This is a genomic window from Chitinophaga nivalis (genome assembly GCF_025989125.1).
In the GTDB taxonomy this organism is placed as follows: Bacteria; Bacteroidota; Bacteroidia; order Chitinophagales; family Chitinophagaceae; genus Chitinophaga; species Chitinophaga nivalis.
Map to the genome: position 1 here is coordinate 2,230,851 of NZ_JAPDNR010000001.1, position 22,301 is coordinate 2,253,151.

General features: G+C 48.3%; 17 protein-coding genes. 9 read left to right on the forward strand and 8 right to left on the reverse strand.

Annotated elements, in window-relative coordinates; all coding sequences use genetic code 11:
* Window positions 1–59: 59 nt before the first annotated feature.
* From OL444_RS09205 to OL444_RS09235, 7 genes are all read right to left on the reverse strand, one after another.
* Window positions 60–2,357 (reverse strand): glycoside hydrolase family 20 protein, encoded by a 2,298-nt coding sequence (locus tag OL444_RS09205; protein ID WP_264733511.1) that lies wholly within the window; start codon window positions 2,355–2,357, stop codon window positions 60–62.
* A 108-nt stretch (window positions 2,358–2,465) separates the two neighbouring features.
* The gene (locus OL444_RS09210; protein ID WP_264733510.1) at window positions 2,466–3,233 is read right to left on the reverse strand and encodes an endonuclease/exonuclease/phosphatase family protein; all 768 of its coding nucleotides are present in this window, start codon (window positions 3,231–3,233) and stop codon (window positions 2,466–2,468) included.
* Window positions 3,234–3,295: 62 nt separating this feature from the next.
* Complete coding sequence (locus OL444_RS09215; protein ID WP_264733509.1) at window positions 3,296–4,180, reverse strand: alkaline phosphatase family protein; 885 nt, start codon at window positions 4,178–4,180, stop codon at window positions 3,296–3,298.
* Window positions 4,181–4,282: 102 nt separating this feature from the next.
* The gene (locus OL444_RS09220; RefSeq protein ID WP_264733508.1) at window positions 4,283–5,044 is read right to left on the reverse strand and encodes a copper homeostasis protein CutC; all 762 of its coding nucleotides are present in this window, start codon (window positions 5,042–5,044) and stop codon (window positions 4,283–4,285) included.
* Window positions 5,045–5,268: 224 nt separating this feature from the next.
* Window positions 5,269–6,324 (reverse strand): glycosylasparaginase, encoded by a 1,056-nt coding sequence (locus OL444_RS09225; protein WP_264733507.1) that lies wholly within the window; start codon window positions 6,322–6,324, stop codon window positions 5,269–5,271.
* A 55-nt stretch (window positions 6,325–6,379) separates the two neighbouring features.
* The gene (locus tag OL444_RS09230) at window positions 6,380–7,345 is read right to left on the reverse strand and encodes an ROK family protein (RefSeq protein ID WP_264733506.1); all 966 of its coding nucleotides are present in this window, start codon (window positions 7,343–7,345) and stop codon (window positions 6,380–6,382) included.
* Window positions 7,317–9,233, reverse strand: coding sequence for an MFS transporter (locus OL444_RS09235; protein ID WP_264733505.1), 1,917 nt, complete (start codon window positions 9,231–9,233; stop codon window positions 7,317–7,319). Before OL444_RS09235 ends, OL444_RS09230 begins: the two co-directional genes overlap by 29 nt.
* 181 nt (window positions 9,234–9,414) lie before the next feature.
* On the opposite strand from OL444_RS09235, the gene OL444_RS09240 reads away from it, so the two are divergent.
* Window positions 9,415–10,710 carry a sugar MFS transporter gene (locus OL444_RS09240; protein WP_264733504.1) on the forward strand — a complete coding sequence of 432 codons (1,296 nt, stop codon included), beginning with the start codon at window positions 9,415–9,417 and terminating at the stop codon, window positions 10,708–10,710.
* Between the two features lie 117 nt (window positions 10,711–10,827).
* Window positions 10,828–11,976, forward strand: coding sequence for a galactokinase (gene galK / locus OL444_RS09245; RefSeq protein WP_264733503.1), 1,149 nt, complete (start codon window positions 10,828–10,830; stop codon window positions 11,974–11,976).
* Window positions 11,977–12,061: 85 nt separating this feature from the next.
* On the opposite strand, the gene OL444_RS09250 is transcribed toward galK, so the two are convergent.
* Entirely contained in the window at window positions 12,062–13,456 is a 1,395-nt protein-coding gene (locus OL444_RS09250; protein WP_264733502.1) for a Gfo/Idh/MocA family protein, read from the reverse strand.
* 279 nt (window positions 13,457–13,735) lie between these two features.
* Here OL444_RS09250 and OL444_RS09255 point away from each other — a divergent pair, with 279 nt between their 5' ends.
* From OL444_RS09255 to argB, 7 genes are all read left to right on the forward strand, one after another.
* A complete protein-coding gene (locus OL444_RS09255) occupies window positions 13,736–15,817 on the forward strand; it encodes an alpha-L-fucosidase (RefSeq protein WP_264733501.1) in 2,082 nt (693 codons plus the stop codon).
* Between the two features lie 526 nt (window positions 15,818–16,343).
* Window positions 16,344–17,111, forward strand: a complete 768-nt coding sequence (locus OL444_RS09260) for a GNAT family N-acetyltransferase (RefSeq protein ID WP_264733500.1) — start codon at window positions 16,344–16,346, stop codon at window positions 17,109–17,111.
* A 54-nt stretch (window positions 17,112–17,165) separates the two neighbouring features.
* On the forward strand, window positions 17,166–18,356 hold the full coding sequence (locus tag OL444_RS09265) for an argininosuccinate synthase (protein ID WP_264733499.1): 1,191 nt from the start codon (window positions 17,166–17,168) through the stop codon (window positions 18,354–18,356).
* A 10-nt stretch (window positions 18,357–18,366) separates the two neighbouring features.
* Window positions 18,367–19,350: an N-acetyl-gamma-glutamyl-phosphate reductase gene (argC, locus tag OL444_RS09270; RefSeq protein WP_264733498.1), complete on the forward strand. Its 984-nt coding sequence runs from the start codon at window positions 18,367–18,369 to the stop codon at window positions 19,348–19,350.
* Window positions 19,351–19,381: 31 nt separating this feature from the next.
* Entirely contained in the window at window positions 19,382–20,506 is a 1,125-nt protein-coding gene (locus tag OL444_RS09275) for an aspartate aminotransferase family protein (protein ID WP_264733497.1), read from the forward strand.
* Between the two features lie 51 nt (window positions 20,507–20,557).
* Window positions 20,558–21,511 carry a Rossmann-fold NAD(P)-binding domain-containing protein gene (locus OL444_RS09280; RefSeq protein ID WP_264733496.1) on the forward strand — a complete coding sequence of 318 codons (954 nt, stop codon included), beginning with the start codon at window positions 20,558–20,560 and terminating at the stop codon, window positions 21,509–21,511.
* Window positions 21,511–22,299: an acetylglutamate kinase gene (gene argB, locus OL444_RS09285; protein WP_264733495.1), complete on the forward strand. Its 789-nt coding sequence runs from the start codon at window positions 21,511–21,513 to the stop codon at window positions 22,297–22,299. The genes OL444_RS09280 and argB overlap by 1 nt, the downstream gene beginning before the upstream one ends.
* Window positions 22,300–22,301: the final 2 nt, after the last annotated feature.

Sequence of the window (22,301 nt, forward strand, 5' to 3'; positions counted from 1 at the left end):
GGTGAATGCCCGGACGGTTTTTTCTTGTATAGCGGGTAATCCCGCTGTGCGGTATGAGTTTATTCTATAATGAATTCGTCTGCAAACACCCACGCCGGGTTGCCTGCACCCGCCGCTCCGGCAGGGATCTTACCAAAATGCTGCACCTGCATGCGTACATAACGGCCCCTTGCCTGCGTCAGTTTACCCCGTACCTGGTTAATCCCTTCCTTGGTAAAGCTGGTCTGCTTAAATACTTCCTTAAAGGTTTTACCATCTTCCGAAACGGAAAAAACAACCTGTTTGGGCGGATAAATCCAATTAGATCTGGCATTCATGGTATTCATGCCTACCAGGTGAATATCCTGTACACTGTCCAGTTCCACGGTGGCAGTCAGATCTTTACCATTGTAACCAAACCACTGGCCGTCGTTATAGGCGGCATTGCCGGCAATACCGTTGACCATGGCCGCCGGACTGCCCGGATTATAGCTCTGGCCAGGTTCCTGGTCCAGGGTGATCTTTTTTACCAGCCCTTTGTGTATCAGAAACGGTTGGTGATATTCATTGCCGAAAGGTTTACCGTTCTGGAATACCTGCGCCCGGATGACGGTGTTGCCGGTAACAGCCAGCGGTGTGGTATATACCGGTGATTGCAGGGAAGGCGCTGTACTATCCGTCGTATAGTGGATGGTGCCACCTTCCAGCTTACTGTCCAGCTGAATAACGGCCTGTCCTTTGCCATTGTCAGCTATTTTACCGGTTACTTCAAATACGTGTCGGGCATAATTCACCTTTTTCAGCTCCAGGCGGTGTACATGTACTTTCAGCCGCTCCAGGAAGTTGTTGTAGTTCCGTTTATCGGTAGCAGACCAGAGCACTTCCGCCAGCGCAGTAGCACGGGGATATACCATGTACTCCAGGTAGCTGGTGTTGTTGATGTATTCTGTCCACAGATTGGCCTGTGCCCCTTTGATAAATACCGCTTCTTCTTTGGTTAGCTCCGTGGGTACGGGCTCGTAGGCATACACTTCACTAACGGGTGTAAAGCCGCCAATGGCCAGTGGTTCATTCGTACTTTGCGACTGGTAGTGATCAAAGTAGCAATAGTTGCCCGGTGTCATGATCACATTATGTTTTTGCCGCGCGGCGGTAATGCCTCCCTGGATACCTGTCCAGCTCATCACGGTAGCATTGGGGGCCAGTCCGCCTTCCAGGATTTCATCCCAGCCTATGATCTGACGGCCTTTGCTGTTGAGGTATTTTTCCATGCGCTGTATAAAATAACTTTGCAGGGCATGTTCGTCTTTCAGGTGTTCCTGTTTCATGCGGGCCTGGCATTTCGGGCATTTCTGCCAGCGTACTTTAGGCGATTCATCGCCGCCGATGTGGATATAGCGGCTGGGGAACAGCTCCAGTACTTCGTCCAGTACATCCTGCAGAAACGTGTATACGCTGTCGTTACCGGCACAGTATACATCGTCATATACGCCCCAGCGGGTGCCTACTTCGTAGGGGCCGCCGGTACAGCCCAGTTGCGGATAGGCTGTCAGTACTGCCAGGGAGTGCCCTGGCATCTCTATTTCCGGTATTACGGTCACAAATCTTTCCGCCGCATATTTCACCACTTCTTTCACCTGTTCCTGCGTATAGTAACCACCATAGGGCTTGCCATCGTATTTTCCGTCGGCATAACGGCCGGCCATGGTTTCCTTACGTTTGGAAGAGATCTCCTGCAGGCGGGCATATTTTTTTATTTCCACGCGCCAGCCCTGGTCGTCGGTAAGATGCCAATGGAAGGTATTCATCTTGTGCATGGCCAGCAGGTCGATATATTTCTTGATGAAAGCTACCGGGAAGAAATGACGGCCTACATCCAGGTGTAATCCACGATAGGAAAAGCGGGGTGCATCGGTAATGCTTACGCCGGGAATATAAAAGGCAGTAGCCGGTTGTACCGGCAACAGCTGTATCAGCGTTTGAATGCCGTAAAAGGTACCACTGGCGGTGTTGCCGTGAATGTTCACGCCCTGACTGCCCGCCTGCAGCGTGTATCCTTCCGGGTTAGTGGAGTCCTGGCCGGTTTGCAGGATAATCGCATTTTTATCTGCAGTGGCCCGAATGGCCAGTTCGTACCCGGTGAGTTCTTTCAGCCAGCTGTTGAATAAGGCCGCTGTTTGTTTATCGGCATCGGTGCTGGCAACAAGAACGGTTTGTTTATCGAGCAGGAAGGAATCTGCTTTTTCCTGCACCTGGGCAGGCATAGGAATAATGCTTACCTGGCCTTTGGGGGCAGCGGCATGGTGAGAGCCGGAACATGCCCAAAGTCCTGCAGCGGCCAGCAATAAGCCAATGCTGCATACATTTTTCATTGTCATAACTAATGGTTCGGTTTTAATCAGGTACTAAAAGACCTGTCAGGTAAAAGCTGCAGCAGCGAAACAACGTTGGCGGGCTTCGCTGCTGCAGGTGTGTTGTTGTCGGATTTATTTCAATTCCAGTTCACATAATACCGGCCTGTGGTCGGATGCGATGGTTTCCTCAATGATCCGGGCGCCGGTGATATTCCACCGGTGTTTGGGATGCAGGAGGATGTAGTCCAGCTTTACCGTGGGAGAATCTGCCGGGAAGGTAGGTCCCATCTGGCTGGTGGCATCTGTGAAAATCTGTTTGAGTGTGGTGATTTCTTTGGAAGACGGAATCGCATTAAAATCGCCGGCCAGTATCACGGGTGTTTCTGTTTGTTTGAAGTATTCTACCAGCGTATTGGCTTCTGCGATCCGGTCTGCCGGATTGTTTTCTGCATCCAGGTGAATAGAGGCAAACTGCAACAGGCTGTCGCCGGGTAATTTTACGGTAATGATACCGGCTGCCCTGGGCTCAATGCCTTTGGAAACTGGTAGTGGCAACGTAATACCTGATTTAATCGGGAAGCGGGAGAGGATCCCGGTGCCATAACCGCCACCCTCATAATCCAGGGCTTTGGCGAAATAAGTATACATACCGGTGAGGTCTGCGAGTTCCTGCAACTGATTGAGTTTTTCCGTCCGGCGGGTAACGCTGTCTACTTCCTGTAATGCCACAAAATCGGGATTGGTGGCAAGGATGACGTTACCGATGCCCTGCAGGTCCAGCACACCTTTCATATTCTGACCGTGATGAATATTGTAGGTCAGTACTTTCACTTTCTGTGTTTGTGCAAACAACGAAAAGCCCGTAAAACACACAACGGTAATGAGCAACATTTTTTTCATAGCACCAATTTTTACTGATCCGGCCTCCGGTTTATACTGCGGGTATACGTCGGAGGATCTGATTATTTAAACGCTTCTTTCACGGGCCTTCCTGTCCACACCTGGGGTGTTTTCAGTCCGAATATCCAGGCGATGGTCGCGGCGGTATCGTACGTAACAACACTGCTTTTGATCTCTTTGTTTTGTTGGATACCAGGGCCGCGGATGATCCAGGGAATCTGCATTTCTTCCATGGTTTTACCGCCGTGGCCTGTTTTGATACCGCCATGATCTGCTGTCAGCAGAATGATGGTATCATCCCACATGCCGGCATCTTTTACTGCCTGCAGCATTTTGCCCAGCAACACATCGTTTTTATGTACCTGGTCAAAATAAGGCTGAATATTATGCCCGATATTATGTCCTACGCCATCCGGTTCATCCAGGTGAACAAACAGGAAGTCCGGTTTTTTTGTTTTGATATATTCTACTGCTGCCGCGGTGGCCAGGCTGTCGTTATCATGACAGGCCAGTTCCTTGTTGATGGCTGCTTTGGGGAACAGGTAACCGATACCATCCCAGCTGTAGATCACGCCTATTTCCGCTTTGGGTTTTTGTTCGCGGAGTAAGGTGTAGATGGAAGGGAACAGGCCATAACGGTCGAGTTCCCGGGAAGGCAGCTCCGGTTGCTTGCTGTTCCACTCCGTGTAGCCATGTACTTCCGGACCGGCTCCCATCACCATAGACGCCCAGTTCACAGCACTGGAAGAAGGTAGCACACTTCGTGCCTGTAATGTCCAGGCCCCTTCTTTCATCATTTGTTTCATGTGTGGGTTATCCACTTTAGGAAAACAGTACGCCCCAAAACCATCCATTCCAATCAGTATCACGTGTTTGGCCCCTTTGACCTGTGCCTGCGCGAAAAAGCCACCTAATAAAAGGCTGGCTGCAATGATTAATTTTTTCATTTCGTTGTTCACTTTTATCCGGCTGTTGCCGGGGATTTATTATTTCAAATCGGAAGTTGCAGTTAAGGGACTTAAGTTATTCGAAATGGTAAATATAGATTACTACTGTATTTCGTGCAAGGCTTTTTCTCCCAGTTCACGGATTAATAATACTTCTTTTTCCTGAGTGAGGGAGATGCCATATTCGGGAACGCCGGGAATGCCGCCCATGCTTACATTGGGATTGCGATATACCATGGCGCTGTCTTCGTACGCTTTGGCAGTGGTATGGAATTCTGACAGTCCGGTTGTTTTTACCAGCTGGGCAATATTGTTGGCACGTACGCCGGAACCAGCCATGATGGCGATGCGGTCGTCGGCGCGGAGGAACAGGTCTTTCAGCAGGGAAGCTCCTTCTACAGCGGTATTGCGGGCGCCGGAAGTGAGGATCCGTTCACATCCTGTTTCGATAATATCTTCCAGTGCTTCAAACGGATTATCTGTCATATCGAAGGCACGATGGAAAGTAACGCCCATGGGCCAGGCCAGTTTCACCAGTTCTTTGCAGCGTTGTTTATCCACCCGGCCTTCTGCGGTGAGCATGCCAATTACCACGCCGTTACATCCCAGTTGTTTACATATTTCGATATCCTTTTTCATGATTTCAAACTCCAGGTCGGTATAGAGAAAGTCACCACCCCGGGGCCGGATAATCGGATAGAGGTCTATGTTTACTTTTTCACGGGCTACGGCAATCGTTGCATAGCTGGGGGTAGTACCACCTTCCAGGAGGTTATCGCAAAGCTCAATGCGGTTGGCCCCACCTGCTGCAGCTGCGATACAGGAAGCGACAGAACCGGCGCATATTTCAAGAATAAAAGACATATGTCAGATTTTAGGAGTGCTTGTAATAGGAATGTGTATAACCATCTGGTTTCCGGGAGCATAAAAGTCCCATCAGGCCGGAATCAGCATCATTGTATTTTCTGGAGAGATAGCAGCTGCCTGGAAACCGGAATAAGAAATTACGCATTTTCGGGAAGATTTTCGCATATTATCTGCGAGGCACTTCCTGAAAATGCGTAATACAACAGGGTTGTTTTATCTGCTTAGAAATGATGTTTACCGTCTATCAGTACATTGCTGGTATCGCTGGTACACACCGCGTAGCTGAAGCCTTTCTGCAGGCAATAAGCGCCGTATTGTCCCTTTTTGTTGAGGGCCAGGAAACCTACCTGTATCTCCCGGGCTTTCGACGGACTTCTTTTCACAATTCTATCTACAGCTTCTTTACAGGCTTTTTCCGGTGGATAACCCTGCCGCATCAGTTCTACGACGAGGTGGCTGCCCACAATTTTAATGACTTCTTCGCCAACGCCGGTACTGGTAGCAGCACCTATTTCATTGTCTACATAAAGACCTGCGCCGATGATCGGAGAATCACCTACACGGCCATGTAATTTGAAAGCCATCCCACTGGTGGTGCAGGCGCCGGAAAGATTGCCGGCAGCATCCATGGCTACCATACCAATGGTATCGTGGTTATACACATTACCCGGCAGCATCAGCGGATTAAACGCAGTAGCGCCGTTGGCAGGAGCGTAGGATTTATTTTCTATGTTGATGATGGGTTTATATTCTGATGTTTTCAGCCATTCTTTCCAGGCTTTTTCAGCTTCCGGTGTGAGCAGGTTTTCTTTTTTGAAACCGTTGGCCAGTGCGAATTGCAGGGCACCATCACCTACCAGCATCACGTGCGGTGTTTTTTCCATCACGGCGCGGGCTACAGAAATGGCGTGGGTAACATGTTCGAGGGAAGCTACGGAACCGCAGTTGCCCAGTTCGTCCATGATGCAGGCATCCAGTGTTACGCGGCCGTCGCGGTCCGGATAGCCGGAATAGCCTACGGTGTGGTTGTCCGGATCTGCTTCGGGTACCCGTACACCTGCTTCCACAGCGTCCAGTGCACGTCCGCCCTTCTTCAGTATTTCCCAGGCAGCTGCGTTGGCAGCGCGGCCAAAGTCCCACGTGGATATGACAATAGGTTTACCTTTTACGGGGCCTCCTTTGGTGGTTGCGCGTGCAGACGTGCCCGTTACTCCGTCTAAAGAGAAAACAGCGGCGCCAAGGGCCGCTGTTTTCAGAAAACTTCTTCTATCTTTCATAATATTGCGTGTTCAATACTTACAGGTCATTGCTGCTGTGGCAATGTGCTACGTGTTAGTCTTTCATCTCCCATGCCAGGGCGCTGGCGCCCAATATGGCGGCATCACTTTCTTTCAGCTCGGAAAACAGCAATTTAACTTTATTCTGGAATATGGGCAGCAGGTTCTTTTCCATGTGTTCACGGACCGGTTTCATAATCAGGTCGCCGGCTTTGGTGAGGCCGCCGAACAGTACGATGGCTTCCGGGCTGGAGAACATTACGAAATTGGCCAGGGCTGCACCCAGTATTTGTCCTGTGAACTCGTATACTTCCATCGCCAGCGGATCTCCTTTCATCGCTGCTTCATAGATCACTTTGGAATTGATTTCTTCCAGCAGATGATCGCGCAGGATGCTTTGGGTATCCGGGCGTGTTTTCAACAGTTCCAGGGCAGAATTGGTCACACCGGTAGCAGAAGCATAGGCTTCGAGAGAACCATGTGCACCGGTGCCGGGATGGAAGCGGCCACCCGGGATCACAATACAGTGACCCAGTTCACCGGCAAAACCATCATGTCCGTAAATCAGCTGGCCGTTGGCAACAATACCGCTACCTACACCTGTACCCAGGGTCATCACGATAAAATCTTTCATTCCTCTGGCTGCGCCGTAGATCAGTTCTCCCAACGCTGCTGCGTTGGCATCGTTGGTCAGTACGGCCGGTAACCCGAATTTATCCTGCAGCAACTGGGCGAGTGGTACCACTCCTTTCCAGCGCAGGTTGGGCGCATATTCAATGTTACCATTGTAGAAATTGCCGTTAGGTGCGCCTACGCCAATTCCTTTAATATTTTCGATGCCCCCCACCTGCTCGATCAGAATGGCCAGGTGTTGATGGAGTTCATCCAGGAAACAAGCTACATCTTCATGCTGATTGGTTAACATACGACCATCACATAAAATAGTGCCTCTCCTGTCTACAATACCGAATTTGGTGTTAGTCCCCCCAATATCAATGCCCACCACTAGTTGCTGACTCATAATCGATTCCTTGAGATTTTAATATGTTTTTAACGCTAAACGCAAAAAATGCCAGGTATGCAAAACAAAACGCCGGGATAATATAAGAAGCGTGAATACCAATGCTTGGGATGTCTGCCAGACCACCTTGTACAGGAGGAATCAGTGAACCGCCGAGGATCATCATTACGAGGAAGGCAGAACCCTGACCGGTGTATTTGCCCAGGCCGGCAATAGATAACGCAAAGATGCTGGGCCACATGATAGAGCAGAATAAACCACCACTAATGAAGGCAAAGGTAGCGAGTGCGCCGCTGGTAAATAAACCGATCAATACGGAGCCAACTCCCAGTAACCCGAATATCATCAGGGTTTTGGCTGGTTTATCCTGACTGGCAAAGAAGCCGATGATCTGGATGGCGATACAGATGGCATAAGGATATAATTCAGTGACATTATTGCCTTTGATAATATTGGCGCCCAGTATCACACCGTAGGCAATGAAAGGCACAATGATGCACAGCAGTTTGCGCACGCCTTTGGAAACATTGAATACGCTGATCGCACCGGTCCATCTGCCTATCATCATACTACCCCAGAACAGGGATACATACGGGTCCAGTTCAGATTCGGCCAGGCCTTTGGCAGTGAGGAATCCCGGGTGTTTCAGTAAGGCACCCAGGTTGCTGGCGAGGGTTACTTCCACGCCTACATAAATGAAGATAGCCAGCATACCCAGGGTGAGCTGCGGATATCTCATGGCGCCCCATCCTTCACTGTTGGCAGCAGAAGCACTTTTGGTATACAACAGAATACCAATGATACCTACGATACCAGTGATGAATAAAGGCAGTTCTATTTTCAGGATCAGTCCCAGGAGAATCAGTACAAACATGAAGCTGATACCCAGGATAGATTTAGTCGCTTTCGGTGAAGTCTCAAATCCGGCGTTATCCTGACTTTCCGGCATTTTTACAAACGCAAAGATGGCGGCTGCAACCAGGAACAGGCCTATCAGCAGGAAATACAGGGTATTGATCTTACTGATATCGGTGCTTACATCTCCGCCTTTAATATTGCCAAACAGCAACATACTAACGATGATGGGTCCGATAGTGGTACCGAATGAGTTGATACCTCCTGCGAGATTAAGGCGGTTGGTACCTTTGGCCGGATCACCCAACAGAATGGCAAACGGGTTGGCCGCGGTTTGCTGCAGGGAAAATCCTAATGCTACAATAAACAATGCCATGAGGATCAGGGCAAAGTAACCGAAAGTAACGGTTTGTTTATACTCACTGTCCAGCACCGTGATAATCTTTTCCAGACTGGCTTTGGTGAAGGTGGCAGCATATTGTTTATGCTCCGTATCCTGTTGGAAACCAGCCGGAATAGCAGCCAGCAACTGAGGATTGGAGATGTACTTCGCGGCGGATTCATTGTCACTGATCAGCAGGGAATAAGTATCTGCCTGTTTTTCGCGGCGGATCTTTACCTGTCTGTCGGAAGTCTGTAACTGTTGTTCTACCTGGAAACTGCTGATATCCTGCAGGGTTTCCGTGATCGGAACAATTTTTTCCTTATTCACACAGGGAATCATAATAGCAGATCCCAGTACGGAAATCAGGAGGCCGTAAATAATACCTTTTTTGTAACCAATCTTGTTCAGGATATCTACCTTACGGGCAGCAGAGGCCAGGTACAGGATCAGGGAACCTATGAAATAGGCGCTGTAAAAAGAGAAGTCAATCAGTTGTGACTCCAGCTGTGTCAGGTTGAAGTGTGATTTACAGAAAGGGATAAAAATGCTGTTAGACGCAGCCAGAAACCCCCAGAAAAAGAACACCAGAATAAGAACAAAGAACGAGGGATGTGTACTTTGTCCGTTTTGCTTTGATTGCTGAGCCATAAACGTGTTAAGTTACAGTGAAATTTTGCCGGATAAATGTAGAGATTATTTTTTAAATTTTTTAAAAAAGTAAATTAAAATAGTCGCTTTTTTAGTTGATAAAACGTTTTAGCTAAAATATTTATGAAATATAAGATAAGTTTTTTATGTTCGCGTTTATCTTAAATCACTTTTGCAGCTTATGTCAACTAATACAGCGACGCTACAATCGCCTTCCGTTCCGGCGGCGAAGAATAATACACGGGCCATGACCGTGATCGGTACTCTGTTCTTCCTTTTTGGCTTTGTGACCTGGTTAAACAGTGTATTGATTCCGTTCTTGAAACAGGCTTGCGAACTATCTGATTTCCAGGTATACTTTGTCACCTTTGCTTTTTATATTTCCTACTTTATCATGGCTATTCCTTCTTCTGCTATCCTGCGGAAAGTAGGCTTTGCCAACGGGATGTCTGTAGGATTGCTAACCATGGCAGTGGGCTCCCTGATATTCATTCCGGCTGCACAGGCCAGATCTTTCCCGTTGTTTCTGGTAGGTCTTTTTGTGCAGGGCGCTGGTATGACCCTCTTACAGGCGGCTTCCAATCCTTATGTTACCATCATCGGGCCGATCGAAAGTGCCGCCCAGCGTATGAGTATCATGGGTATCTGCAATAAGGTAGCAGCCATGATCGGTATCCTGTTACTGGGTGTATTGCTGTTCAGCGACACCACAGAATTATCTGCAAAAATTGAAACCCTGCAAGGCGCTGAAAAAGAAGCAGAACTGACACTGCTGGCCGGCCGTGTAATTACCCCGTATATCATCATGGCCATCGTACTGGTAGGCCTGGCGCTGATGGTGCGTAAAGCCAACCTGCCGGAAGTAAAACCGGAAGAAGAAAGTACAGAAGAAACAGCTGGCAGTCAGCATACTTCTATCTTCGGTATTCCTTACCTGATGCTCGGTATCCTGTGCCTGTTCCTCTATGTAGGCGTAGAAGTACTGGCGATCGACTCCCTGGCGCTGTATGGCGAAGTAAGTGGTTTCGAGAAAAACGTCGCCTTACACCTCAGTATCTATAGCCTGGTAAGTTTAACCATCGGATATTTACTGGGTATTGTACTGGTGCCAAAATATTTATCACAACGCAGTGCACTGATTATCTGTTCCATCATGGGCGCGCTCTTTACTGCCGGTGCTTTACTGACTACCGGTAAAACCTCCGTGATATTCATCATCCTGCTGAGCTTTGCCCACTCCCTGATGTGGCCTGGCATCTGGCCGCTGGCAATCAATAAACTGGGTAAGTTTACCAAACTGGGTTCAGCCTTCCTGATCATGGCCATCGCAGGTGGTGCTACCTTACCACTGGTATATGGTGCTTTATGCGTAGAGTGGAACAGCCGTCAGACACCTTACATCATCATGATCCCATGTTACCTGTATATTCTTTATTATGCAGCAGCAGGATATAAAAAAGGACTTCCAACGAATTAATTCCTGTTTAATCAGGTATAGGAAAAAGGTTGTTCCGGTATTTACCGGGACAACCTTTTTTATTTCTCCATCATTTTTATATTTTTAGGTGTATATTTTACGTTTAATATTTTTTGAATGATACAGACAACTAAGGAGAAATTCATACAGCAGTTCGGAAAAGAGCCACTGATCATAGTTTCCCCCGGAAGAATCAACCTGATCGGAGAACATACCGATTACAATGACGGATTTGTATTACCAGCCGCCATTGATAAAAAAATCGTATATGCCATTGCCCTCAACGGTACCCGTCAATGTAATGTACATGCGGTATTTACCGGCGAAACCGTTTCCTTTGACCTGGATAGGGTGCACCCCACACCCGGATGGATCAATTACCTCATGGGCGTTGTATTTCAGTTACAGGAAAGAGGCCTGTCCGTAACCGGTTTCGATTGCGTGATCGCAGGCGATATCCCGGTAGGCGCCGGCATGTCTTCTTCCGCAGCTGTGGAAGGCGGATTGGTAGCAGGCCTGGATCACCTGTTCCAGTATGGGCTGGGACGTATGGACATGGCGCTGATCGGACAAAAGGCCGAACATACTTTTCCGGGCGTGAAATGCGGTATCATGGACCAATTTGCTAACCTGCACGGCAAAAAGGACCAGGTAATGCGCCTCGATTGCCGCGATCTCTCCTTTGAATATTTTCCGTTTGATTTCCCTGCCTATAAAATTGTGTTGTGCAACTCTATGGTACACCATAGCCTGGCATCATCCGAATACAATGTACGCCGTCAGCAATGCGAAGAAGGCGTAAAGGCTATCCAGACGCTGCATCCGGATGTACGCTCGCTGCGCGATGCCAGCTTTGCGATGCTGGATGAAGTGAAGTCACAGTTGTCGCCGCAGGTGTATGACCGCTGCGCCTACGTGATTGCGGAAATACAACGTGTACAGGATGCCACGGAGCTGCTGAAAAAAGGCGACCTGCAACAGTTCGGACAACTGATGTACGCTACGCATGAAGGCCTGAGTAAACTGTATGAAGTGAGCTGCCCGGAACTGGATTTCCTGGTATCGCTGGCGCAGGAGCGGGAAGAAGTAGCAGGTGCAAGAGTGATGGGGGGCGGCTTTGGCGGCTGTACCATCAACCTGGTGAAAGAAGAAAAAGTAGCCGACTATATCACCTTTATACAATCCCGCTATGAAGCGGAATATGGTAAAGTGCCGGAGGTATATGTCACCACCATTCAGGATGGGGTGAGTGTATGGCAGCACTAAACCGGTGAGCGTTAAATAACAAATGGCCCGGCAACAACCGCTACGTAATCATCGCGGTTGTTCCGGGCCATCGTATATAAAACGATTAATACTGATCGTCCAGGGCAAAAATTGGTTTCCGGTTCATCCAGCGGCCGCGGGTGAAGTCAGGAATGTATTGCACACTACCACCTTCCATCACGGATTGTTCGCTCAGTGGGGTGATCGCATACCAGGTAGCCATATCATACACATCGAGTGCATAAGGAGCGCCACGCTTGATACTTTCAATGAAAGAGTTCATCACGAACCAATCCATACCACCATGACCGGCGCCGGCAGCATCGTTGGCATAACGTTTCCACAGCGGATGGTCGTATTTGCCGAAGTAGCTGTTGGCATCTTTGAAATCGCCGGTTTTTTCCCACTCGTCGTATTTGCTCTTCTTTTCTACATAGATAGATTCCTGGTCATCCATCCACAGTCCGTTGGTACCTTGTACGCGGAAGTTGAGGGAGTAAGGACGGGGGGAGTTGGTATCGTGCGACAGCATGATCGTTTCACCGTTGTTGGTTCTCAACAGGGTAGATACGATATCGCCCAGTTTGAATTCCACTTTGGCATTCGGATGGCTTTCGCTGCTGTTGTCAACGATGTATTTATGCAGACCGCGTGATTTGGTAGCTACGGAAGTGAGCGACAGTAAACGGTTACCACGGTTCATGTTAATCGCATTACCGATAGGACCCAGACCGTGTGAAGGATACAGGTCGCCGTTGCGGTGTACGGAGTGGTTGGTTCTCCATTTGGCTTCAGACAGGGCATTCTCTCCGAATTCAACGCCACCGCCATAATATTGCTTGCCATTGTTGAATTTAACGGCGCGCAGATCGTGCTGGTAGCCGCCCTGCAGGTGGGTGAGCTCACCAAACAGTCCCTGACGGGCCATGTTCAGTACCGCCATCACATCTCTCCGGTAACACACATTCTCCATACCAAATACAGGTATGCCGGTGCTTTCGCTGGTGTTTACCAGTTCCCAGCATTCCTGGATGTCGGAAGCGCCACACACTTCTACAGCCGGGGTTTTACCCGCTTTCATCGCTGCTACAGACATGATAGAGTGCCATTCCCACGGCGTAGCAATGATCACGGCATCAATGTCGTCACGTTTCAGCAGGTTATGAAAATCTTCCGGCCCGTTGGTATATTCCGCTACTTTTCTTTTCGCGCCATAGAACTTGCTGATCATTGTTCTCGCCTTAGGTACGGTGTACGCCGTATCCGGATCTGCGAATGCTACTACATCCACGTCTTCCCGGCGGAGGCAAAGGTTCAGGTGACTCAAACCACGGGCGCCCACACCAATCAGGCCCACTCTCACTTTAGGTTTTTTTTCATTGGCAAACAGCTTGGCAGAGGAGCCCAGCATAGAAATACCTACGCCTGCGGCTACCGTGTTTTTAAGAAAACTTCTGCGGTGCAATGGTTGTTTATTCATTGTTCAAAGTTTAATAACGTGTAAAACGTGTATATAATGAAATGTTCAGGAGGGACTAAATTTATAAAATTAGATCTATCAAAACCAACCTATGACTGCATATTCTTACATTTTTGTGATAAACGGCAGCATTTTTCCACCATAGTTATCTGGTATTGGTTTGCCGCCATGGGCGGAACCCCGGGCATGATCTGATTTTCGCATTCACTGCATTAATTTTCGCGCTACTATACAAGGCATCTTTTATATATTATATTTAATGTCTGCCAATAGGAACAAATGAAAAAAACAACTTATCTGCTTGCTGCCCTCCTGAGCTGTAATATGGCCGTAGGACAGCAGATCAGCCCATACGGTGCGCTGCCTTCCAAAGCACAGGTAGCCTGGAATGACCTGGAATACTACATGTTCATCCACCTGGGGCCCAACACTTTCACCAACAAGGAATGGGGACATGGCGATGAAGATCCGCGTGTATTTAATCCATCCCGCCTCGATGCCCGGCAATGGGCACGTACGGCGAAGCTGGCCGGTATGAAAGGTATTGTCATCACCGCCAAACACCATGATGGTTTTTGTTTGTGGCCCAGCAAATACAGTAAACATACCGTGCGGGAAAGCGCCTGGAAAAACGGGAAGGGTGATGTGCTGGCGGAATTGTCTGCCGCCTGTAAGGCGTATGGCTTACAATTCGGCGTATACCTGTCGCCATGGGACCGCAACCATCCGGAGTATGGTACGCCCACTTATAACCAGGTGTTTGCCAACACCCTGAAAGAAGTGCTGACCAGCTACGGGCCGGTATTTGAGCAGTGGTTCGACGGCGCCAATGATGGCACTAAAAAACAACAGTATGACTGGCCGCTGTTTCACAGCGTGGTACATAAACATCAGCCCAATGCCGTCATCTTCAGTGATGTAGGACCGGGCTGCCGTTGGGTAGGAAACGAAAAAGGTTTTGCAGGTACTACCAACTGGAGTACGTTGAATGTAAAGGGCTTTTCGCCTGGTGCGGGTGGCCCGCCGGCACAATCACTCAATGAAGGTAATGAGGATGGCGAACAATGGATACCGGCAGAATGTGACGTATCTATCCGGCCGGGATGGTTCTATAGTCCGGAAACAGATAATAAGGTAAAATCCGTGACGGAGCTGCTGGATATCTATTATGCTTCCGTAGGCCGCAATGGTAACCTGATTCTGAATGTGCCGGTAGACCGGGAGGGATTGATTCATCCGAATGATTCTACCCGCCTGATGGAATTACGCCGGGTGCTGGATGCTTCTTTTAAAGATAACCTGGTCCGGAAAGCCGTAATAACGGCAACGGGTACACGTAAAAATAATGCAGCGGTAAAAACAACTTTCCTGCAGGATGGTAATCCGGCTACTTACTGGGCCACGGCCGAAAATGTACAACAAGGAACGATTACACTCACCTTTCCGAAGCCTGTAACCTTTAACCGGGTGGTGTTGCAGGAAGCGATTGCACTGGGGCAGCGGGTGAAGGCTTTTTCCGTGGAGATTCTGGAGAACGGCGCCTTTAAAGAGGTAGCGCGGGAAACCACCATCGGTCACAAACGCATCTTACGGTTGCCGGATTATACCACAACTGTGGTAAGGATACAATTGCTGGATGCCAAGGCCAGCCCGGTGATCAGTGAAGTACAGCTGTTCCAGGCGCCTGAGCAGGTAGAGCGGCCGCAGATCCGGCGCGACAAAGCGGGTGCATTATCCTTGTCGGGCGCTGCTGATACAGAGCTGCGGTATACACTGGATGGTAGCGAGCCGCAATATCATTCGGCGCGCTTTACTGCACCCGTAGCGTTTGCGCAAGGAGGAACCGTGAAAGCCAAAGCTTTTCTGCCGCAAGGTAAAGCAGCCAGTGAAACAGCTACCGCGTATTTCGATGTAGCACCGGCAAAATGGCGGATCGTGCCGGCACCAGGAATAAATGAGGCAGAAGCAGCAAAAGCAATCGATGGAGACCCTGCTACCGTATGGGTAACGAAGGATATTAAAACAACTGAAAAGCACCCGCATGAGTTGATAGTAGATTTGGGCGGAGAGTTGTTATTACGTGGTTTCTCATATACGCCGCCTGCCGGCAGTGATGCAGGAGGTGTTGTATATGGATATGCCTGCTATATCAGCCAGGATGGTAAAAGTTGGGGAGATCCGGTCGCTAATGGACAGTTTGCCAATATCCGTAATAACCCGGTGATGCAAACCGTATTGTTTAAAGCAGTGTCCGCACGCTTTATCAAGTTTGTTGCTGTTAACCCCGCCAATGAGCAAGAGAATTGGACAAGTGTTGCGGAACTGGGAGTGATTACACACGACCGGCCTGCTGAAAGATAACTGACACCTGTTGAATAAAAAGGAATGCGGTGATAAAAAAAGTAGCCACTCCTTTTGTCCTTTGCTTTCCTTTTTATTCATATGGCAATCATTTATTAATTATAAAGGCGGAAATTGTGTTAATCTGTTTTGCTGATCTAACCCAGGGTCAGCCAACTTCCGTCGTATTTTTTCCTTTTTGTTAAATATTCGCATTCAGCAAAAAAAATTCGATCATTTAAAAAGATATTGTTATAACTTTGCGGATAATCTAAAAACTAAAGACAATATTTATAACAATTTAACGCTGAACTGAAGTTGGAAAAAACCGCAACTCATACCAACATCTCTGCATATCATCCCGCTTTAAACAAAGGGGTATATTCTGTTGGGTTCAATGTCTTTAGATACCTTTCCCGACGACCAAGGATTTGATAGCGCTTGTCATATGACCGCTATCGCGCCGGTATTCCCATACTGCCGGTGAACCATTTCCAGTAATGGAACTTTCATGTAGTTTATTGATTCACGATTTCAATTTAAAAAGTTGGAAAAGCAACGTATCATCGTTAGGGTAGCCACTCCTGACGATATTCACTATTCAAACACCATCACAGATGAGATGGAAGCATCTGCAAAAGCGCGGGGCACAGGGATTGCCAAGCGTTCTCCAGCCTATGTGGAGCTGAAGATGCAGGAAGGAAAAGCAGTAATCGCGATTACAGACAAGGGTGATTGGGTAGGCTTCTGTTATATAGAAGCCTGGGGCCATGATAAATTTGTTGCCAACTCCGGCCTCATCGTTAACCCCGCTTTCCGCGGCCACGGTGTTGCGAAATCGATTAAGAAGAAGATTTTTGAACTGTCGCGGGAGAAATATCCGGATTCAAAGATTTTTGGGTTAACCACCGGATTAGCGGTCATGAAAATTAATTCAGAACTCGGCTATGAACCTGTTACCTATTCAGAACTGACAGACGATGATGAGTTCTGGAAGGGCTGTAGAAGTTGTGTGAATTTCGATATCCTTACCAGCAAACAACGAAAGAATTGTTTGTGTACCGCTATGTTATATGACCCGCTGGAGAAGTTGAAAGCGGTGGAGGAAAAAGCAGCTGCAGATAAAGCGGACGCGGAGAAAAATCAGCACAGCGTATTGCCTGGCGGAGATATACACGAAGAAAGGCGCCGGCGCGGATTTAAAGGAAACATAAAGCTCTATGAGCGCTGGTTAAGATTTAAAAGATTTGTTTTGCTGAAGAGTAAAAAAGAAGGCAGCACAATTGGATTGAAAAAGAAATTCTTCCTGTTCTGACCCCTGATTGTATCGTAAACATTGTTATCTGGAATTATAAAAAACAACGTCATAATGAAAAAAGTAGTACTCGGATTTAGCGGAGGCCTTGATACTTCCTATTGCGTGAAATACCTGACTGAAGAAAAAGGATATGAAGTGCATTCGGTGATTGTAAATACCGGTGGTTTTTCGGAAGAAGAACTGCAGGAAATTGAAAAGCGCGCTTATAATCTGGGTGTGAAGAGTCATAAAACTGTTAACGCCATCCAATCTTATTATGACGGTGTAATCAAATACCTCATCTTCGGTAATGTACTGAAGAATAATACCTATCCGCTGAGTGTAAGTGCAGAGCGTATGAGCCAGGCACTGGCCATTGCAGAATACGTGAAGGAAACGGGCGCCGACGCAGTTGCACACGGCAGCACTGGCGCAGGTAACGACCAGGTACGTTTCGATATGATATTTCATATTATGATACCCGGGGTGGAAATTATTACCCCGATCCGTGATATGAAACTGAGCCGGGAAGAAGAAATTTCCTACCTGCAGGAGAAAGGAGTACACGTGAACTTCGAAAAAGCCATGTACTCTATTAATAAAGGCATCTGGGGCACCTCCGTTGGAGGAAAAGAAACCCTTACTTCCAACGGTATGCTGCCTGAATCTGCCTGGCCTACCCAGCTGACCAAAGATGGCGAAGAATCCGTAAAGCTGACCTTCACCAAAGGCGAGCTGACCGGTGTCAATGACCAGACTTTTAACCACCCTGCCGCAGCGATACAACACCTGCAAAGCATTGCCGGCGCCTATGCGATCGGCCGCGATATTCACGTAGGTGATACCATCATCGGTATTAAAGGCCGTGTAGGCTTTGAAGCAGCTGCTCCGATGGTGATCATCAAAGCGCATCATGCCCTGGAAAAACATGTGTTAACCAAATGGCAGCTGAGCTGGAAAGACCAACTGGCGCAGTTCTATGGTAACTGGATGCACGAAGGCCAGATCATGGATCCTGTGATGCGCAATATGGAAGCCTTCCTGCAGGATACCCAGGAAAATGTTTCCGGCGACGTATTCGTTACCTTAATGCCTTACCGTTTCCAGGTAACCGGTATTGCTTCTCCGTATGATCTGATGAGCAGCAAATTCGGTAAATACGGTGAGATGAACAGTGGCTGGAGTGGAGAAGATGTGAGAGGCTTCAGCAAAATCTTTGGTAACCAGACAATGATCTGGCATCAGATTAAAAACACTTTATAAATCAGCAGACATGGCGAATGATAAAAAAGTAAGGGCAGGAATCGTAGGAGGAGCAGGATATACAGGCGGGGAGATGATCAGGCTTTTAATACATCACCCGGATGTAACGATTTCGTTTGTACATAGCCGTAGCAACGCCGGCAACCCTTTATATGCCGTACATGCCGACCTGTTGGGTGAAACCGATGCGACGTTTACCGCAGATCTGAGCGACGATATAGATGTACTGTTTTTATGCCTGGGACACGGAGAATCCGGCAAGTTCCTGGAAACAACGGCCATCGCACCACATATTAAGGTAATAGACCTGAGCCAGGATTTTCGTTTAGGCGAATCCGTTAATGGCAGATCCTTTGTATATGGCTTACCGGAAATGCAGCGGGAGCAAATCGTTGCTGCACAGAACATTGCCAATCCCGGTTGCTTTGCCACCGCTATTCAACTGGGGCTGTTACCACTGGCACAGGCAGGTTTACTGACAGAAGTACATACCACCGGAATCACCGGTTCTACCGGCGCCGGCCAAAGCCTGCAGGCGACTTCCCATTTTACCTGGAGAGCCAGCAATATATCTACCTATAAAGTGCTGACCCATCAGCACCTGAAAGAAATACGACGAAACCTGCAGCTGTTGCAGCCCGGTTTCTCCGCAGATATCAACTTCGTACCGGTAAGAGGCGACTTCCCGAGAGGCATCTGGGTAACCTCTTATCTGCAAAGCGATCTGTCGCTGGAAGCGGCGGTACAGCTGTATAAAACCTATTACGCCGGTCATCCGTTTACGCACGTCAGCGACAAACAAATAGACCTGAAGCAGGTGGTGAATACCAACAAGTGCCTGGTGCAGCTGGAAAAAGTGAAGGATAAACTGATTATTCACACCATCGAGGATAACCTGCTGAAAGGCGCTTCCGGTCAGGCAGTACAGAATATGAACCTGTTGTTCGGACTGGAAGAAACGGCGGGACTGAAATTGAAGTCCATCGTGTTTTAAGTGTTTTTATCATTTCAATTCAAATGTCAACATGAAACTTTTCGACGTTTATCCCGTTAATGATATTGTCATCGCAAAAGCCCTGGGTTCCCATGTATGGGATGATAAAGGCACGCAATACCTGGATCTGTACGGCGGTCACGCTGTGATCTCTATCGGTCACACCCATCCGCACTATGTACAGCGCCTGACGGATCAATTGAATAAAGTAGGTTTTTATTCCAACTCTGTAAAGATGCCTTTGCAGGAAGAACTGGCCGCCTTATTGGGCAAAGTGTCCGGCAAGGAAGATTACCAGTTGTTTTTGTGTAACTCTGGTGCAGAAGCCAACGAGAATGCGTTGAAACTGGCTTCTTTTTATAACGGCAGAAAAACCGTTATCGCGTTCAAAAAATCTTTTCACGGCAGAACATCGCTGGCAGTAGCGGCTACGGATAATCCGAAAATTGTAGCGCCGGTGAATGAAACCGGTAATGTGGTTTTCCTTCCATGGGAAGACGAAGCGGCGCTGGAGCAGGCTTTCCAGCAATATGAAGTATCTTCTGTCATCATTGAAGGTATTCAGGGTGTAGGTGGTATCAATGTAGCCAGCGAATCCTTCCTGCGTAAGATCCGGACGCTGTGCGATACGCACGGTGCAGTATATATTGCGGATGCCGTGCAGTGCGGATATGGTCGTAGTGGTAAATTTTACTCACACGATTTTGCCGGCGTGAATGCCGATATTTATACCATGGCCAAAGGTATGGGCAATGGCTTTCCGATAGGCGCCATCAGTATTGCGCCTAAATTCCTGCCGGTATATGGTATGCTGGGCACCACCTTTGGCGGTAATCACCTCGCGTGTGCAGCAGGTCTGGCTGTACTGGAAACCATCGTATCCGAACAGCTCATCGCCAATGCGGCAGCTGTAGGAGAATACCTGATCACATCCCTGCGTGCGTTTGCACCGGTGAAAGAAGTGAGAGGAAGAGGTTTAATGATTGGCATAGAGCTGCCGGAAGAACTGGCACATGTGAGAAAAGCGCTGCTGTCCAAACATAAGATCTTCACCGGGGAAGCAAAACCCAATGTGATCCGCCTGTTGCCTTCACTGGCACTTACCCGGGCACATGCTGATCAGTTTCTTGAAGCATTTGGTACTGAATTGAAATAAAGGATGCAGCACGGATACTTCTTCCGCGATGCACAAAACAAAATCCAATTAATGAAGCAATTTATTTCGGCATCTGATGTTCCCAGTGTCCCGCGGCTGGTGGACATTGCTATGAGTTACAAACAGGATCCTTTCCGGGATAAGGAGCTGGGGAAAAACAAAACATTGGGAATGATATTCCTGAATCCCAGTTTGCGTACCCGCTTAAGTACGCAGGTAGCCGCTAAAAACCTGGGCATGGAAGCCGTGGTATTTAACATCGATAAAGAAGGCTGGCAGCTGGAAATGAATGATGGCGTGGTGATGAATGGTACTTCCAGCGAACACGTGAAAGAAGCTGCTGCGGTAATGGGACAATACTTTGATATTCTTTCCATCCGTACTTTTCCGGGATTAAAAAACAAGGAAGAAGATTATACGGAGAAGTATATCAATCAGTTTATAAAATATGCCGGCGTACCGGTGGTTAGCCTGGAAAGTGCTACCCTGCATCCTTTGCAGAGTTTAACAGATGTGATTACCATCAAAGAGAACTGGCAACACGCCCGTAAACCCAAGGTGGTGATGACCTGGGCGCCACATGTGAAAGCATTGCCACAGGCCGTTCCCAACTCTTTTGCCCAGTGGATCAATGCATGGGGAGAAGCGGATTTTGTGATCACGCATCCGGAAGGATATGAGCTGGATGAGAAATTTTCCGGCAATGCCACCATTGAATACAACCAGGACAAAGCGCTGGCAGAAGCGGATTTTGTATATGTAAAAAACTGGTCATCCTACCGCGATTACGGGAACATTACCTGTACCGATCCGGCGTGGATGATTACCAATGATAAACTGAAAAACACGCATACCGCCAAAGTAATGCACTGCCTGCCGGTAAGAAGAAATGTGGTGATTGCTGATGAAGTACTGGATGGCCCGCAATCTATTGTGATTCCGGAAGCGGGTAACCGCGTATGGGCTGCACAGGCCGTATTGAGTGAAATCCTGAAATCAAAATAATGATCGACCTGTTTATTATAAAAGTAGGTGGAAACGTCATCGACAACCCGGTACTGCTGCAGGACTTCCTGCAGCAGTTTGCCGCTATTCCCGGAAAAAAAATCCTGATTCACGGCGGCGGCAAAATAGCCACCCGTATCGGAGATCAGCTGGGGATCGTTTCCAATTATGTGGATGGCAGACGTATTACCGATGCTGCCACGATTGATCTCGTGACCATGGTATACGGCGGATTGGTCAACAAACAGCTGGTCGCACAGCTGCAGGCTGCTGGCTGTAATGCCATCGGACTGACCGGCGCAGATGCCAATATCATTCCGGCGGTGAAAAGACCGGTAAAGGAAATCGATTATGGTTTCGTAGGGGATGTGCGTGCTGCCGAACTGCATACTGCACCGCTGAAAGCCTTGCTGGAAGCAGGTACTACACCCGTATTTGCACCGCTTACCCACGATGGTAAAGGGCAACTGCTGAATACCAATGCGGATACCATCGCTTCTTCCCTGGCCATTGCACTGTCTGACAGCTACCAGGTACGACTGATCTATTGCTTCGAGAAAAAAGGCGTATTGCGTGATCCGGCAGATGATGAAGCCGTGATCAACCTGATCAATCCTGCTATCTATCAGCAACTGCTGGCGGAAAAAGTATTGACAGACGGGATACTGCCTAAGCTGGATAATGCTTTCAGTGCCATCAACAATGGGGTGAAAGAAGTGCTGATAGGCCATGCGAAAGATGTGCTGAACAATACAACCACCCAGGTGGCTGGTACTTTAATATGCTAACC